Here is a 16,472-nt window from a genome sequence, read left to right as displayed (position 1 = left end):
CAAGCCTGGCCTGGTGTCAGGCTTTGTTGTTTCTATACCCACCGGTACAATCTTACTACGTGGCCACCTCATAGCTAATCTAGCTAAACTAATCATACAGTCCCTTACCGTTCATCCAAATTACCAGGTGTTAGCACATCCTGTGTCTCTATCTTTTCACTAAACCCCCAGTTATGAAACCAAATAAACTCATTACAGATAATCCTGAACTATTAAATTATATAACTGATACCCTACATATTACAGTCTTAGGTGGGATTAAGTTTACCGGATTAGATAGACTTAAAGTTACCTTAAAGTTGGTGGCTAAGAGTAATACTCAAAATGTCTTTAGACACAACGTTGACTTGTATAATACTATACAGACAGGTCAGCTGATAGAAAGAGCATCAGCGTTCTTGGATATAGCTACAGATAAAGTTAACCAGGTCATCACGGAATTGACTACAGCTTTGGAAACGTATAGAGCAGAACATCTGGAAAGCCTAAAACCTAAAGTGCAAGAAAAAGTACAGCTAACAGAGGCCCAGCGCAAAGCAGCTATCAGTTTTTTGAAGTCATCTGACTTACTAAAACATACAAAACAATCTATTGCTCAAAGTGGGATTATTGGTGAAGAAACCAATGCGCTGATAGCTTACCTGATCTATACCTCAAGGAAAAGGGTTATGCCATTACATCTGATGTGCCTGGGAGCATCAGGTACTGGTAAGACCTGGCTACAAGAAAAGGTTGGAGAACTCATACCGGAAGAGGACAAACTGGAAATTACTACGCTTACAACCAATGCCTTTTACTACTTCGGCAAGGACGAGTTGAAGCATAAGCTATTACTTATAGAAGATTTAGACGGAGCAGAAAATGTACTTTATCCACTAAGAGAGTTGCAGAGTAAACGTAAAATCAGTAAGACAGTAACGCTTAAAGACAGCAAGGGAAACCTTAAAACTGTAACTATAAATGTAGAGGGTCCCGTTTGTGTAAGTGGTTGTACTACAAGGGAAGAGCTATACGAGGACAATGCTAATAGATGCATGCTGCTTTATATGGATAATAGTAAAGAGCAAGATGCCCGTATTATGGAATACCAAAGGCAGTTGAGCGCTGGACATATTGACCAGTTAGAACAGAATAAGGTAAAAGAACAGCTCAAAAATGTACAAAGGGTATTACAAAATATAACAGTTAGAAACCCCTACGCTACTTATTTGAAGCTACCCGATGAAGTCTTTAAGCCAAGAAGAACCATGCTGTTGCTGTTACTCTTTATAGAAACTGTTACTTACTACCATCAATATCAAAGGGAATTAAAAACTGATGTAAGTACCGGCGAGAAGTATATTGAATCCACTATAGCTGATATAGAAGGAGCCCTTACTTTACTGGAACTCACACTACTTAAAAAGAGCGATGAGTTAAATGATGCTTGCCGTAATTTCTTTGAAAGACTAAAGACCTGGTTGAAGCTACAAGGTACTGAAAATTTCTACAGCAAAGACATCAGGTCAGCCTTACGTCTAAGTCATAGTAGTATGCAACGTTACCTGACTGAACTGGAAAGGTTGAACTATGTCAAGATAATTAAGGGTAACAGATACAAGGGGTTTGAGTATAAAGTAAGTAACTGGAACGACCTGGAGCAGTTACAAAACAAGTCAAAGGAAATGATAAAAGGTGTATTAGACCATATTCAATCGATAACAAGTAGTCCACCAGTAGCCCATACTGGTAATGAGTTACTTAACTCACAGAAAAAGAGGAAGAACCGCCAGTAACCCACCAATCAATTACAACGGGGGCATACACTTTAATACTAATAATTTATGATAAATCCCCTTTATATCCGGTTACAACACCGGGTTCAGTGAATGGTTGCGCATACTCAACTTTGAACCAACAAGCCAAAGAGATATGCCCAAGATGTTAGCAGAGTTCCTTGAATATCTGGAAACTAAAGAGTGTAACCATCCACATGATGTACACCTGCCGTGTATCAAAATAGTTGTTGTTATAAATTGCCCGTATTGCCAGGGTATGCCTATCAAATTTGGTAAGACCGGCACTAGGCAACGCTACCGTTGTATAGCCTGCAAGAGAGTTTTTATGAACACTTATATTAATAAGGCTTGCTGCGCATCCATTAACAATCACATAGTTAATTTTTTGAAAGAGGGTTGCGGCATAAGAAGCATAGCAAGGTTGTTGAGCATTTCAATCAATACCGTAATCAGCCGAATTAAAAGTATTGCTAATAGTGTTATAAGGCCAATAATAGCGAACGGAAGGATATATGAAATGGACGAATTACGAACGTATATTAAAAATAAAGATAATGACTGCTGGGTGATTTATGCGCTGGATAAACAGACGGGGCAGGTAGTTGACATGAAAGTCGGCAAACGCAACAAAATGAATCTAAAAAGAATAACCGATACACTATTACTCGCAAAATGCAACCAGGTATATACAGATGGATTAACTATTTACAAACATCTATTACCATATGCAATACATAAAGTAAGGCGCTACGGAACAAACCGAATTGAACGAAAAAATCTTAGCTTACGTACCCATCTAAAACGGTTAAACCGTAAAACTATTTGTTATTCAAAAAGCGCAACTATGCTGGAGGCCTGTCTTAAAATTTACTTTTGGCTTCCTGGCCAGCCTATGTAAGCAGCGCAAACGGAAGTGTAGGTTATATGCGGCTATATTTCGATGCTAGACACCTTTGAAAATAGCAGACAAATAGAACTATTTTGCAATTTCAAGATAAACATCAGCAATCAGCTTTTTATCATCGGAATTTCCTTTAGCGCGGGTAAGCTTATAGGATATGGATCTAATAATACCAATGCCTGCTGTCGATCGCAGTATATTCACTGTTTTGGTTAATGCAAAATAATCGCCTTCTAGATTAAGCTTTTGTATAATTAGTTTATCGGTATGAAAGAAAGGGTCCTGTAAGGGCACTTCGCTCAGCTTTACATTTTCCTTTTCGGCAATGATGGATATTTTACTGATACTGTTATTTCTAAAAGCAATGGTATCAGCTTTATACAGGTTTATAACTTTGTTTAGATTGATATTTTTTCTTTGCAGGTAATCAGGCTGTATACTTATATCGGTTGCCTGGGCAAGTTGATTATTTAATTGTGCATGCGTTTGCCAGGCTTCTATGGTGTTTTTAAAAGCAAGCTTATAGCATAACAGTAATAATAGTACTGCTCCGGCAACTAATAAATGGTCCTTCTTTATAGGTAATTTATCAAGCATAATTAATAATCTATTATTACCATAAACTGGCCTGTATTTAACTCGGTATTATAGGTATAACTATCCAGCTGAATGTTTTTTACCCATTTCAGGGTTTTTGCACGTGCTATCCACTCATTAACCGGGATTATTCTTTCAGATGTTCCAATCACTTTTATTTTACCATCCATAAATTGCAATATTTTTTGGATGCGGCTGGTTGATTGGTCCAGTGGATTGATAGTTATCTCACTCCATGATACTTCCGGAGGTAAGAGTGACGCAAGCTGGTCAATTAATACACTTTTATTTATTCCGCCGTCCCAGCCTAAGTTTTTTAATAAGCTTTCTTTATTTTTTACCTGATCGCTAATTCCTTGGATGTCATTAGTACTTTGCGCGGATAGGCTTACTTTACCCGCCAGCTTAGTGTTTGATATGTTTAGCCATGAAAACACAAAGAAGTTGACCAAAAGCAACACAAAAAATGTTATTAATATAATAAAACTTTTAACGCGTAATTTTTTGGCTGATATGGTGTTTTGAAAAGCGGTTTCTAGCGAGTTAACATTAGCCTTTATTACATTGATTTTAGCAGCAAGCACCAGCTGGAAAGCAATTGCATAGGCGATGATCAGCTTTTCATTAATTGCCTCTGATTCGATTTTTAATGGAAAAGGAGCCGAAACAGATTCTTTATAATTATAACCTATCCATTCTGATTGTTCATTACGCTGAATAACATGGCCATCAAATACCACTTCGCCATTATAAATATTTAATTGCGGCAGAATATTTTTAGCCGGGAATGGCCCCAAGCTTAATATAAGCGGTATAAAGCCCTGGTGTTTTATCAGGCCGATCCATTTATCAGCCTCTGTTTTGCGAATTATTGATACGAATGATTTATTACCTGATATGAAATTCTGGATATAAAAATCATCAAAATTTGCATTGGGTAATATTTGTGCGAAGTTATTCTGATCGATCTCTTCAATCTTTTCTACCTGTTTTTGCAACACTCCTTTGCCGAAAAGATTTAACGCTATAGATGATTTAGCCGGGAAATGTTTGCTTAATTCGTCAACGGTTTCAGACTCAATAACCTTTTTTTCAATATTAAGCTGGTTATCCTTAACAACAACCCCACAAGCATTAATAAGACTATTGCCGTTTTGCAGCATCGTTATGCTAATGCCTAACGCCTGATTGATCCTGTAATATGGTTCCAGCATGCTTTTAAGTATTAGCGCATTATGGTTGGTTTAATAAATACCAGGGTCACAATCTTTCCGTTGGTTTTTTTCTTACTGCTGAATATCCATTTTAAAACCGGTATGCGCGACAGTAAAGGTATGCCGGATGCGCTATCACTTCGCTCGGTTCTTTCAATACCGCCTAATACGATCATATCTTCGTTATTTACACGGATACTACTTTGAAACTTACTTGTAGCAGTAGGTGGGGGCGAGCCATCCGTTGGTATAGATGTGAAATCAGAAATGTCAATATTAATTCCTAAAGTAACCTGGTCATCGCCCGAAACCTGGGGCTTGATAACAATTTTAAGATTTGCCTCGCTCTCTGAATAGGAGTTTGACAGGGTAGTTATCGTGGTTGCAGATGAGGGGATAACGTTTTGAGTGGTGTTTTTATAATACACTTTATTACCAATACTTAAAGTTGCTGAGTGCCCGTTTAAAGCAGTTAACTTTGGTACTGATCTTACATCAACATTACTATTGCTTTCCAATGCTTTAAGATTAACATAAAAATTGGGAACAACATGACCCAGGTTTACAGATGTTAAACTGCCAACTTTATCTAAAAGGCCGTTTATGGATCTTGCGCTGAACGTAAAATCCATACCGGGCAATAGGGTGCCGCCAGTTTTTATGCTATCTGACACGCCGGCTGATATGCCCGTAGCCACAGTCCTGCTTTTATGCACATCTATTAAAGTAACTTCTATCAACACCACCGGAACTAAAACATCTAGCTGTTTCACCAACGATTCAATCTCGGCAATGCGCGAACTTGCACCCGAAAACAATAACGTATTTTGCTCTCTAAATTCTTTTATTTCAATCCCCTTTTTCCATTCGGTAGGGATCATCGTTACTATGGTATCAATAGACCTATGTTGTAATTGAACAGCTTTTGAAACACGTAAACCCTCTAGTTTGCTATCACCAATCATGTAAATACCATTCTCTGTATGGAAAGTATAATCGGTTCCTTTAAATAAAATGTTCAGGAAACTATCATAACTAATATCATTGATATGAAGGGTTATATTGCCTTTTATATCGGAATAAGTTACGGTAGCTTTACTTAAAGCTTGCGATGCCTGTTTAACCAGGTCGGCTATAGGTATATTTGTCGCATCAATGGTTATTAGCTTTTGCCCACCTATTGTTTTTACAAACAATCCAATTGCACCGTTACTTGCATTACCTCCTGGTCCACCTAGTGTATTGCCAACTGGTTTGTAAATTCTTTTTGAGGAGGTGTTTTTATCTCCGTTTATATACAACTGTTCATCTGGATCAAGCGGCTGGAACAGGTAAAAATTATCGCTCGTTTTCACCATTTTTATTTCGTTTACAAACGCCAGCTTTTCTAATGTCGCGTCAAAAGAGGCGCTCGCAAAGAAGCCGGTTACTTTTTTACCCTGCATAGTAACGGGTACCTGTACATTTTTGCCGGAAACAATAGAGATTTTTTTAGCTACAGATTCAAGGCTATCATTACTCAGATCAAGTGATAACGTGTTTTCTAGTTGGCTATACTTGACTTTTATGTCCTTAAATATAGCTGGAATAATTTGAACAGGCGATATATAAGGCGTTATATAAATAATTGATCCCACCGTATTTATATCCAGGTTATACTTTTTAGCCAGGAATGCCAAAACGTTGGACGCAGGTACATTATTTACTGTTTCAGAAACTATAAAAGTTAATTGCGGATCAATACTTATACTTAATTTATTAGCCTTGTTTAAAGCATTTAAATAATCACGGATAGGTATACCTGTTAACTGTAGATTTACATTTTGATTTATTCCGGGTACAGAAACAGCAATATCCTCCAGGCGTTGCTGTATAATTTGTATTCTGTCTTGCTTTTGAGCCAGAGTTATAAGTGGGCACAAAAGAAACGAAACGACAAATAAGCTACAGGTAATTTTTTTATACATAGGTTTAGTAGTTAAACAGAAGCGGATAAATCTCCTCTATTGAGGTTAAGCCTTCATTGAATAAATTGAAAGCATTCTCTGTCAGTGTCTGAATTCCTCTTTCCTTTAAAAGGTCCTGAATATACATGTTTCCATTCTTTATTTCAAAAGCTAATTCCTGATCGATCGGAATAACTTCATAAACAGCCCTACGGCCCTTATAGCCAGTATAATAACATTGCTCGCAACCCTGTGCTGTATAGTGGGTAGTTATCTTGGCATACGGCTTAAATTGTTTAGGGTATAAGCTCTCATTAAACTCTTTCTCTTTTTTGCAATGTGCGCATAATAACCTAACTAAGCGTTGTGCCGCAGTGGTATTTAAGGTATTGGCAACCAAAAAAGGAGGGATGCCCATGTCAATTAAACGTGAAACGGTTCCCCATGCAGAGTTAGTGTGAATGGTAGAGAGCACCAGGTGCCCCGTTAGTGCCGCCCTGATGGCCATATTAGCTGTTTCTGTATCTCTGATCTCACCAACCATAATTACATCCGGATCCTGTCTTAAAAACGTTCTTAGGGCCGCTGCAAAGGTTAAGCCAATTGATTCTTTTAATTGAACTTGGTTAATGCCTTCCAGCGTATATTCTACCGGATCTTCAATGGTTAGTATATTCCTTGTTTCTTTATTTAAAAGTTTAAGGGTTGCGTAAAGCGTAGTAGTTTTACCTGAGCCTGTCGGGCCGCTAATTAATAAGATGCCATTTGGTTTTTTCGCACCTTGCAGGTAATTATCCAAATCGAAAAAAGAAAAGCCCAGGCGGTTCAGGTCAATATCGGTAGCATCATTATTTAAAAGGCGCAATACTACTTTTTCACCATGTAATGTAGGTAAGATAGAGGCTCTTATATCAAACTGCTGATCATTATGTTTAAAATTAATGCGCCCGTCCTGTGGTAAGCGTTTTTCAGCAATATCAAGATTGGCTATTATTTTCACTTTGTTTATTAATGCCGGATATTCATCTCGTTTTAATAAATATCGTTCCACCATCATCCCATCAATACGGATGCGAACCCGGCATTTATTTTCATAGCTTTCGATGTGGATATCGCTGCTTTTTAAATTTTTGGCTTCCTGTATTAAATTCAATAAAAAATCATCCGCGTTATTCCCCTGTAATTGGGTCGAACCTTGTATAGCGTTATCTTTGATATAATATTTAGAAAGCAGCCTTGCTATAACTTCATCAGCTATTGGCTCAAGTTTGATATCTGCACCCAATAATATTTCCAGTTCAGCTGATAGATCGTACATATCTGCTGAAGTTTCACAATAAAGACTAAATTGATTATTTAGTTTACCTTTTGGCAGAACCCTGTAATGCCAGGCCTGGTCTTTTGTGAGCAGATGGATATTATCCGTTAATAAAACAATCTCTTCGGTTAAACTCATTTTATTATAAAGTGAAGCAGCCAATCATCATTCATTAAATCAATGGGCATTAACCACCAACTATTTATAAGGAATACAGCAAATAGTATTGCCTGAAAGCCGGCTAATGGTATATGCCGGTTTTTTTTGCTGATCAGCATTTGACCTACAAGCCATAATGCTAATACGCCCATTAAACTGACTATATAGAAAACTAAAAAATTAAGAACGGATAGATAGAACGTGATACAAAGTAAAAATAAAACATCGCCCCAGCCTAATAGCTGGGACATGATATTTACCCATTTACCCTGTTTAACTGAAAACCATGCAGAAACCAATAACAACTGTGCCGCTAAAAAACCGCAATTAATTAATACAGATTGTCCTATTTCTGATAGCGACTGGTGCAATACTACTCGGGCGACTATAAACAAAATAGTTAATACCGGAAATACGATCCAATAAACCGATCTGCTTAATAGGTCCTGCACAAAAACCAGTAGCAACACTACCAATATTAAAATTCTAACTAGCAACACATTAATCAGGAGTTACTTCTTTTAAAGTTTTATCCTGGTCAATTTCCCAAACATTAAAAGTGCCGTTACCATTAAAATCTACTACTGCAGTTGCACGGGCGGTAAATGTGGTAGTAGTAACATTTGAAATAGTAATTTGATAATTAGCCCTTCCATCTTTATTGGTGGTGCTTAATGGTTCTTGTATAAAACCTATTTCTGTAAGATCTTTTGAATATTTAGAATGCTCATAAAAATAGTTTTTTTCCAAGGTTTGAACATGCTCCAATTGCACTTTTGCCTCTGTACTTTTAGCTTTGGTAATTAAAGGCAATAGATTTGGCAAAGCCAATAATACTAAAATGCCAATTATAACAAGTACAACAAGTATTTCTGTAAGTGTATAAGCTTTAAGGCGTTTGGCAAGTAAGGTCTTATAGGTTTTCATGTAAAAAATATGAGCACTAATCTAGCAGTTATTTGCATGATAACAAATGCAATTTATAAAATTATTTGAGTAATAGTTATTGAAAACTATTACTCATCTGGAACAATGGTAAATACATAGATATTAAAATAACGCCAACTATCAGGCCCAGGAATATAATGATCAAAGGCTCCATCATACTGCTGATGGTTGATGTTTTAAACTCCACTTCTTCAATATACTGTTCGGATATTTTCCCGAAAAAATAATCAAGCTGATTGGTCTCTTCGCCTACTTTAACTAACTGTATCATCTTAGATGGATAAATGCTAAACTGCTGCATGCTTTGATGTAGTGATTTTCCATTCATAATATCGTCTTCCACCTTTTGCAATGATGATTCGATAGGATAGTATTCTATCATTTGTTTAATAAGCGCTATTGCGCGTAGTAATGGCAGCCGTGCATTTATTAACAAACGCATAGAATTGCAAAAACGGGCCAGGTATATTTTTTGCACCAGGTTACCAACTAGTGGGATGCGTAATAATAATTTAGAAGATACTTTTCTAAACTGCTCTGTTTTTCGTACGCTTAAAATAAACGCGGTGATTAGTGCCAGTAAAATTATAAATCGTAAAAAATTATTTTCTAACGCCTGCGAAACACCGATTATCTTTTCAGTTATCCAGGGTAGTTTGCCGCCAAAACGTTTAAATACATCACCAAACATGGGTACCACAAATTTTAACATAAAAAATACGGCACCTAACGAAGTTGTCATTACCACACACGGGTAAGTTAATGCCGAAACTATTTTACGGCGCTGCTTGATCTTGTTCTGATAAAATTTGGCCAGATCTTGCAGTACTTCTATCAGTTTGCCCGTTTCTTCGCCAATTTGTAAACTATAAACTTCATATAAAGAAAATTGGCCGGTTTGCTGCAAAGCCTGCGAAAATGTAGTGCCATTTAATACAGCTCGTTGTATGGCGGTATAAAGTTCTTTATCCTTCTTTTTTTGCTGATCGGCGATAATTAATTCAAAACTGCTCTTTAAGTTAATACCGGCTTGTAATAAAGAGCCCAGTTCTAAATATAAGTATTCTTTCTTTTTATCATTCAGTTCTTTATTGCCAAAGCTGATGTCGCGGTTTAGTAATGCCGTTAAGCCAATACTTTCTGTTTTCTTAACAGGGGTAACCGTTTTTTTTGTTTCGTACCTGTTTAGATCAATTGACGGCATTTGTATTTCTTTGAATAAGGTTTACAGAACTGTATAGCTTATAGTAATGATACGGAATTTTTTTGGTATCAAATAGTATTATCAGTTGTAATTCGTCTATTCGATTTTGTTCTTCTTCGGCATTAATTTCTGTTATTGGAGTATTTTCAAATGCGGTATTAATTTCCGGGGCCTTTACCTTAAACGTATCTGTTATACCACTTGTTCTTATAATAAAATCCGGTTCAATCTCATAGATCACCAACTTGTCCGGGCTTTTAAAGACCAAACCATTTTGAGTTTTTGAAATTATAGCGGCGTGCTCAAAATCATTTTTTAATAATTCATCCAGACGTATTAAAACTGCCATATTGTTATTTTTAACCTTATAAATAGCGTATGATCTTGAAACTATTGTGTAAACAGTATAAGTAATGCCTATGGCTATCGAAGCTATTAGCATAGCAACGGTAACTTCCATAATTGTAAAAGCGCTTATGCGGTGCTTACTCATTTTTATTAGCTATAATTTTTTGCAATTCGGCAACTTTTTCCTGATTAGTGTCATAGGCTGTTAAATGTATATTCAGCAAATTCTGAAAGTTCTCATCTGGTTTGACTTCCTGTACAACGCTAAAGTCATCAGTTGTAAAGGATTGTGAATGGACTTCTTTATTTTGTTCGGCTTTAATTAATAATTCATGTAATACAGCTTGCGCATTTATTTTTTTTACTGATAAGGATGACCGCATTATATTGGCCGATATCATCATCGCTATAGTAAATACCAATAGTATAATTATCATTGATATAATTACTTCTAATATGGTGGAAGCCTTAACCCGGCTGTTGTATTTTAATTCGCCTCCAGCCATTGTAATACTTTTTTCTTTTTAGCAGATACAGGCATAAGTTCGCTATTTAAGTAATAAGGTGATAACGCCGTTGAATTTATGGTTGTGTTTATAATATAGTTTTCATACCTAGTAAATGTGCTCTGGTAAAGAAACCGGCTTGTAAAAACACTGCCATTTACTACAATACCATCTTTAAGGCCCAATATGCCTTGCGAATATATCTGGCCGGTTAGGTTTGCATTTTTACCGATATCCATAAATGGTTGTTTATTACCATCGTAATTTTTATCATAAGTAAATATTACGCCGCCTATTTTTGTGTTTTCGCCAATATGTAATAAAACGGGTAGACTGATTTTTGATGGTTGAAAGCGCATAACGCCCAAACCGGACGGATAATTAAAAATGCAATCGCACTCTACACCAATAGAGTCTGTTGCAAAAAGCTGGCAAGTGCCCTCAAATCCACTTTTTACAACTATTGATCGTGCAAAAACCATAACATTATTTAATTGTGCTGTTTTTTCGATAATGACCGTAGTATCTGAAAATAAAATGATGTTACCGGTAAGTTTAATATTTTCAAGGGTTTCTACTTTCTTACCAAAATGCGCTAAACGTGTTTCGGATAGAAATGAGTTATGCAAGGTGTCATATTTTAATATCGTATTATCAATATTACTTGTTTCGCTAAAGTATTTTTCAAGCCGGTTTAAACGATCTGTATTTAACAGGGGTAGCTTTTTGTCACTATTGTATATTTTACCTATTACCAATCGCTTATCACCCTGGTATGATTTATTATCAACATAAGCTTCTTTAATGCCTGCTTTTGCAATGTATGCATTCCCTTTTATCATTGTTTTGCCGCTCACAGAAAGAGGTCTGTCTTCATCAATAAGGTATAAAGCCGCCCATTTGGTTGAATCAATAGAATTAGCAATTAAAAAAGTTTTATATAATGTATCTTTTTGAATAAAAGCTTTTGAAAGGCCCACATCATATAGCCCCCACATTGTTTTTTTAAGCGATATAGAATCAGCATCGCTACCAAATAAACTTAATACCTTTTCGTTAGTAAAACTATTGCCCTGGTCTGCAATTAATATGTTTACACCCGAACTTACATTGTTTTGCAGTCTGTCACGTCTAAACGTACGTTGATATTGCAATCTGTAAAAATAAGCAACAACTATAAGTGACGAACAAAGCAGGCCAATTACTAAAGCAATAACTATTACAATATATAACGCAGAAGCTTTAAGCATTCCTTTAGGGTTATCAGATTAAGGGGCTATTTATTGGTATTGGCCTTTATTTTAGTATCCTGTTTGGGCGATTTGTTTTTCTTTTTAAAGATATTTAGTTTTTGCTTTATTTTTTGCCAAAATTTAGAAGGCTCGTTTTTAACCTCAACTCCGTCATTATATACAACTACAATTGATGGCCCGGTTTCACTATATGTTTTTATCTTACCGTCTAATAAGTTATTATTATAGTTACCTGTTTGTTTTAAGTTTCCGTGCTCATTATAAAGACTAAACGCACCGTCTTTAATTCCCTTTTTCCAGGTATAAAGCTGGGTGATCGATCCGTTTTCGTCCCAAGTTGTCCAAATACCATCTTTAAGTCCTTTAACAAAAGCGCCCTGCTCTTTTAAATTTTTATTAAGATAATATTCCGTGTATTTGCCATTCAGTAACTTGCCGCTAAAACCGCCTTGTGTCGAATGTATAATATTACTGCTGTACCAATAATATAGGCGATCAGTTTCAATATTCGGATTTGATTTAACAGGTTTTAACTCTGCCTGTACGGTTTTATCCTCTCCCGATATCCTTACTTTATTAAATCCGTAATCCGGAATTTTCTGAGCAATAACTGAAGGTGAGATAAATAAGAATAGTATTAATATTTTTTTCATAAAGTATTAAGATCACATTTTTATAAAAGCAGTTTTATCATTAAATGTAATTTTTATAGAATCCTGTAAATTTTTAACCAATTTAACTTGTTCGGCAGTTTCGCCTTCTGACATCATTATCGTCTTGCCATTTATAGTGACAAATGCAACCAGTTTTTTAGATCCAGGGTTACGAATGTATCCCGAATATTTAATAAAGCCCCAGTTAAAAACAGGTTTAAAAGCCGGTTGAACAATTTTAGCTACAGCAGGCTTTTTATTTATACCTTGTATAATGTCTTTTTGCTTTTTTAATTCAAACGGGTCTTTATAATTTAATAGAAGACGTGTTGTATCCTTTGGAATGGTATAATCATTATAAGATTCTTTGTTTCTTTTCTTTTCAGCAATTGGTAAGTCATTTTCAGACCCGCCTGCCGAATCAAATATCCGGTATATAATTATCCCCCACATTACTAAAGCCAAGAAACCTAAAAAGTAGGTAACCTTTTTATTTTTCATAATTATAAAAGCTATTTTAAAACAAAGCTTTTTAAAATACTGGCCCTGCCTTCGTTTCCTGCTGCATCTACAGCTGTAATTTTCCAATATATTCTTTCCCCTATTGTACCTAAACTAAAGCTATAGCTATTTGTATTTACAAAAACCGGAAAACTTGAATTATAAATAGTTGTAGAGTCCCCCTTAAAGGCATATAACTTATACCTGGAAGCAGATGGTGCCGCATTCCACTGCATAGCCGCCGGCGAACTGATTTGCTGGTTATTTAATGGAGAGGTAGAAACAACCTGGGCAGGAGGAGTATGATCATAAGTAACTGCGTTAATTGATGACCATTGGCTCTTTGCAGTGTCGTTTTCGGCACGTATTCGCCATTGGTAAATTTGGTCTTTAGGGAAAGTGAAGTTTATTTGCTGCCCGGGAATAGATTGATCATATACCAAAGTATTTTCGTTTACAAAGCTGTTGGTATCAATTTCTAAATGATATTTAGTGGCACCATATAAATTTCCCCATTGGAGAATAATTGCGCTTTGGTTAGTAAGGAAATTGTTTGCCGGCGATGTTAACTGAACAGATTGGCCGCTAATTGATGTAGTTAATATTGTAAAGTTCCTAGGAAAACTATATGACGTTTGTGAACTGCCGTTTTGGGCCAATAGATGCCATTCATAATTACCCGGTTTAAGATTAAAGGTGAATTTGTTGCTCTTAACCATAGTGTCAAGTACGAGGCTGCCAATATTTGTAAAATTTGGGGTTACCACCTGTAAGCGATAAGTTAAAGCATCTTCCACCTCATCCCACCAAAAATTTACGGTGTAGCTGGAACTTTGAAACTGGTTTCTGGGAGCTTCTAAAGTTACCGTTCTTTTATTCAGTGATGGCTCCATAATATCCTTGCAGGAAGACATTAGGGTAATTACTGCAAATAAGATCAGCAGGAAATAATGTACAGGTTTAGTTTTCATTCTCAGATTTGAAGTTAAATCTAAGAACTTTTATTTTCTAATTAATAGATACTGAAATAAATTTTGCGCTTAATATGATTATTTATTTTCGAAGGCCGTTAATTTAATCAGGCAACAAGCTTAATACAGTAGCGTATCAGAGTATCGCTACTCCCCTCTCTCCCGTTGTCGATCTAGACAATAGAAATCACCTAAGTCAAACAATATGAGGATAGGCCAAGTAAGTGCCAGTTAATTTATATTAAGCACTCTAAAGCATTAAAAAGTGGCTTAAAATAAACTATGAAATAATTGCACTACAATACGAACAACCGAACAATTAAAAAGATGCTTTACTGTTCCCGTCATTTTTGATTTGAGTTGCTAAATAGCATACTCCACAATTGCTTCTTTGGTTACATACTGAAGCGTGGCCTATATTAAACATTCCAGAATGCATAAAGCCTTTGCATATCCCCATCGCCGGAGAATATTCTCTCTTTTAAATTACTCGTGAAATGGTATTGTGGTTGATGCTATTTTCTTGATCTTGGTTCTCCTTTATATATTTCTGAAGTAGTGTACTATGCACGATTCCTTAATTTGATGCTTGCTTTTTGCTTTGATTTAAAGTTTATTCATAAAATTGCTTGTATTATATTATTCTTTGCTTCTTTCTTTTAACTAAAGAAAGAAGGGCTATTACCTAATAGAATATTACCTATAAGACGAAGTAGAGACCTGTACCTAAGCCTTAATTAAGAAAGAATTAAATTAATAAAGATTATTAAAGTAAAAAACTTAATAATCATGAAACCATTAAATAAGCAAAGACAACAAGTATCAATCGTGCATCTGCAAAGAGATGAATTTATATCAAACTATGAATCATTCAGGGACAAGTACCGTACAATGATGGCATCAGTTGATGTGATGTATGATGACAGACTATCAATACAAGCAAGGTTGCTCTTTCTTATTATTAGCGGCTTGTCATTTAAAATAGGTTATTGTTTTGCGACAAATGAAGGACTTGCAGAACGATTGGGATTAGGCACAACCAGCACAAAAAAATATTTGAAGGAGCTAGAAGAGGAAAAGATGATTGAAAATGAAAGGTTTACTGTTGGTAATAGGTTCCGCAGAAAAATATTTATCAATTTTGATGAAATGAGAAATAGATATGTTTTAAAAGTAAAATCAGAAAACCCTGATTTATTAGGCTTGATGGTCAATACGAAGGAAGCAACCGCAAAGCCTTTGGTTATTTCAAATATCAAAATCAAGTTTGGAAGGTTGATGCAGATACTTGGATCGTGAAACTTGATATTGCTTTTGAGCGAAGCAAGGCAATAAAGCAGCTTCCTTGGTTACCGCAACCCGTGACGGCAAAAGCAAATGCCTGGTAATAATTGATGAACCACTAAACCCAAAAAGGCTTTATGTTTATCAAAGTAATATTAAATAGTTTTTGAATTACGAAAGACCTACATTGTAATGTAGATTATTTATTGGTAAAAATAGGGGGAAATAATAGGGGATATGAATTTGAATTAAAACAGACGGATTTGATCGTTTTTGAATTAAATTGGTGTGATAATTACAGTTCGATAGCCAATTCATGAATAGAATCTATATTCTCGTCGGGACCACTAAAAACGCCTTTTTCATGCACGAAAAAGGCGTTTTTTGCTTCATGGGGGATGAAATAGGGGATATATTTTTGGTGTGATTTGGCGGGATTTGACGCTAGTTATAAATTTGATCTAAGCATCAGTTGTAACTACTGGTTCAATTAACAGATAATCATTTATAAATTGTTAGGCACACTCTAACTCAGGATCGTTAAAAGTGACCAGCGTATTCCGGATCAAACTGACTATCCTTTTTTGTAGCGATGCTTTAGATACTACGGGGTGCTTTTAGAAGCCTAATAGTGGCATTAAATATGTTTTATGTTAAAAAACGGCGCTATGAAGAACAAAATTAAATTAAATACCTTTATTCTAAATTATAAATAGCTTTCGGGGCATTAGATGTACCCTTTAACTACCTTGGTAATCAATCAGTATACAACGAAAACTGTATTTGCTCTTTTAGAAAAAAGCGTTTTGGCGGGGCGTTTGGTTAGACAATGAAGCTAATGACAAATGTCTTGATGCTTCCATGGGTTATATTGAAAGTATTTAAAACGCC

Annotated in this window: 16 protein-coding genes; 3 read left to right on the top strand and 13 right to left on the bottom strand. The window is 35.7% G+C overall.

What is annotated here, in order from left to right:
- Positions 1–173 precede the first annotated feature (173 nt).
- Together JWQ34_RS01555 and JWQ34_RS01550 are read left to right on the top strand one after the other, a co-directional pair.
- Positions 174–1,775 (top strand): hypothetical protein, encoded by a 1,602-nt coding sequence (locus JWQ34_RS01555; RefSeq protein WP_299352912.1) that lies wholly within the window; start codon positions 174–176, stop codon positions 1,773–1,775.
- Between the two features lie 136 nt (positions 1,776–1,911).
- A complete protein-coding gene (locus tag JWQ34_RS01550; protein ID WP_299352909.1) occupies positions 1,912–2,676 on the top strand; it encodes an IS1 family transposase in 765 nt (254 codons plus the stop codon).
- Positions 2,677–2,754: 78 nt separating this feature from the next.
- Here JWQ34_RS01550 and JWQ34_RS01545 read toward each other — a convergent pair whose 3' ends face one another.
- The 13 genes from JWQ34_RS01545 to JWQ34_RS01485 all read right to left on the bottom strand — a co-directional run bounded on the left by JWQ34_RS01545 (position 2,755) and on the right by JWQ34_RS01485 (position 14,297).
- The gene (locus JWQ34_RS01545) at positions 2,755–3,276 is read right to left on the bottom strand and encodes a hypothetical protein (RefSeq protein ID WP_299352906.1); all 522 of its coding nucleotides are present in this window, start codon (positions 3,274–3,276) and stop codon (positions 2,755–2,757) included.
- Between the two features lie 2 nt (positions 3,277–3,278).
- Positions 3,279–4,490, bottom strand: coding sequence for a hypothetical protein (locus tag JWQ34_RS01540; RefSeq protein ID WP_299352903.1), 1,212 nt, complete (start codon positions 4,488–4,490; stop codon positions 3,279–3,281).
- Positions 4,491–4,501: 11 nt separating this feature from the next.
- Positions 4,502–6,457: a general secretion pathway protein GspD gene (locus JWQ34_RS01535; RefSeq protein WP_299352900.1), complete on the bottom strand. Its 1,956-nt coding sequence runs from the start codon at positions 6,455–6,457 to the stop codon at positions 4,502–4,504.
- A gap of 4 nt (positions 6,458–6,461) precedes the next feature.
- On the bottom strand, positions 6,462–7,892 hold the full coding sequence (locus JWQ34_RS01530; RefSeq protein ID WP_299352897.1) for a GspE/PulE family protein: 1,431 nt from the start codon (positions 7,890–7,892) through the stop codon (positions 6,462–6,464).
- Positions 7,889–8,383, bottom strand: a complete 495-nt coding sequence (locus JWQ34_RS01525; protein WP_299352894.1) for a hypothetical protein — start codon at positions 8,381–8,383, stop codon at positions 7,889–7,891. The genes JWQ34_RS01530 and JWQ34_RS01525 overlap by 4 nt, the downstream gene beginning before the upstream one ends.
- A gap of 31 nt (positions 8,384–8,414) precedes the next feature.
- Complete coding sequence (locus JWQ34_RS01520; RefSeq protein ID WP_299352891.1) at positions 8,415–8,840, bottom strand: type II secretion system protein; 426 nt, start codon at positions 8,838–8,840, stop codon at positions 8,415–8,417.
- Between the two features lie 76 nt (positions 8,841–8,916).
- Positions 8,917–10,065 carry a type II secretion system F family protein gene (locus JWQ34_RS01515; protein WP_299352889.1) on the bottom strand — a complete coding sequence of 383 codons (1,149 nt, stop codon included), beginning with the start codon at positions 10,063–10,065 and terminating at the stop codon, positions 8,917–8,919.
- Complete coding sequence (locus JWQ34_RS01510) at positions 10,052–10,558, bottom strand: hypothetical protein (protein ID WP_299352886.1); 507 nt, start codon at positions 10,556–10,558, stop codon at positions 10,052–10,054. The genes JWQ34_RS01515 and JWQ34_RS01510 overlap by 14 nt, the downstream gene beginning before the upstream one ends.
- Positions 10,551–10,919 (bottom strand): hypothetical protein, encoded by a 369-nt coding sequence (locus JWQ34_RS01505; RefSeq protein ID WP_299352883.1) that lies wholly within the window; start codon positions 10,917–10,919, stop codon positions 10,551–10,553. Before JWQ34_RS01505 ends, JWQ34_RS01510 begins: the two co-directional genes overlap by 8 nt.
- The gene (locus JWQ34_RS01500) at positions 10,901–12,169 is read right to left on the bottom strand and encodes a hypothetical protein (protein WP_299352881.1); all 1,269 of its coding nucleotides are present in this window, start codon (positions 12,167–12,169) and stop codon (positions 10,901–10,903) included. Before JWQ34_RS01500 ends, JWQ34_RS01505 begins: the two co-directional genes overlap by 19 nt.
- Positions 12,170–12,195: 26 nt before the next feature.
- Positions 12,196–12,825 carry a hypothetical protein gene (locus tag JWQ34_RS01495; protein WP_299352878.1) on the bottom strand — a complete coding sequence of 210 codons (630 nt, stop codon included), beginning with the start codon at positions 12,823–12,825 and terminating at the stop codon, positions 12,196–12,198.
- Between the two features lie 12 nt (positions 12,826–12,837).
- Positions 12,838–13,326 carry a hypothetical protein gene (locus JWQ34_RS01490; RefSeq protein WP_299352876.1) on the bottom strand — a complete coding sequence of 163 codons (489 nt, stop codon included), beginning with the start codon at positions 13,324–13,326 and terminating at the stop codon, positions 12,838–12,840.
- 11 nt (positions 13,327–13,337) lie between these two features.
- Positions 13,338–14,297 carry a hypothetical protein gene (locus tag JWQ34_RS01485; protein WP_299352873.1) on the bottom strand — a complete coding sequence of 320 codons (960 nt, stop codon included), beginning with the start codon at positions 14,295–14,297 and terminating at the stop codon, positions 13,338–13,340.
- Positions 14,298–15,086: 789 nt separating this feature from the next.
- On the opposite strand from JWQ34_RS01485, the gene JWQ34_RS01480 reads away from it, so the two are divergent.
- A complete protein-coding gene (locus JWQ34_RS01480; protein ID WP_299352870.1) occupies positions 15,087–15,596 on the top strand; it encodes a helix-turn-helix domain-containing protein in 510 nt (169 codons plus the stop codon).
- Positions 15,597–16,472 lie beyond the last annotated feature (876 nt).

The organism is Mucilaginibacter sp., assembly GCF_028288185.1.
Taxonomy (GTDB): domain Bacteria; phylum Bacteroidota; class Bacteroidia; order Sphingobacteriales; family Sphingobacteriaceae; genus Mucilaginibacter.
Note: the sequence above shows the minus strand (reverse complement) of the source record. Positions and strands in the feature narration are given on the sequence as shown.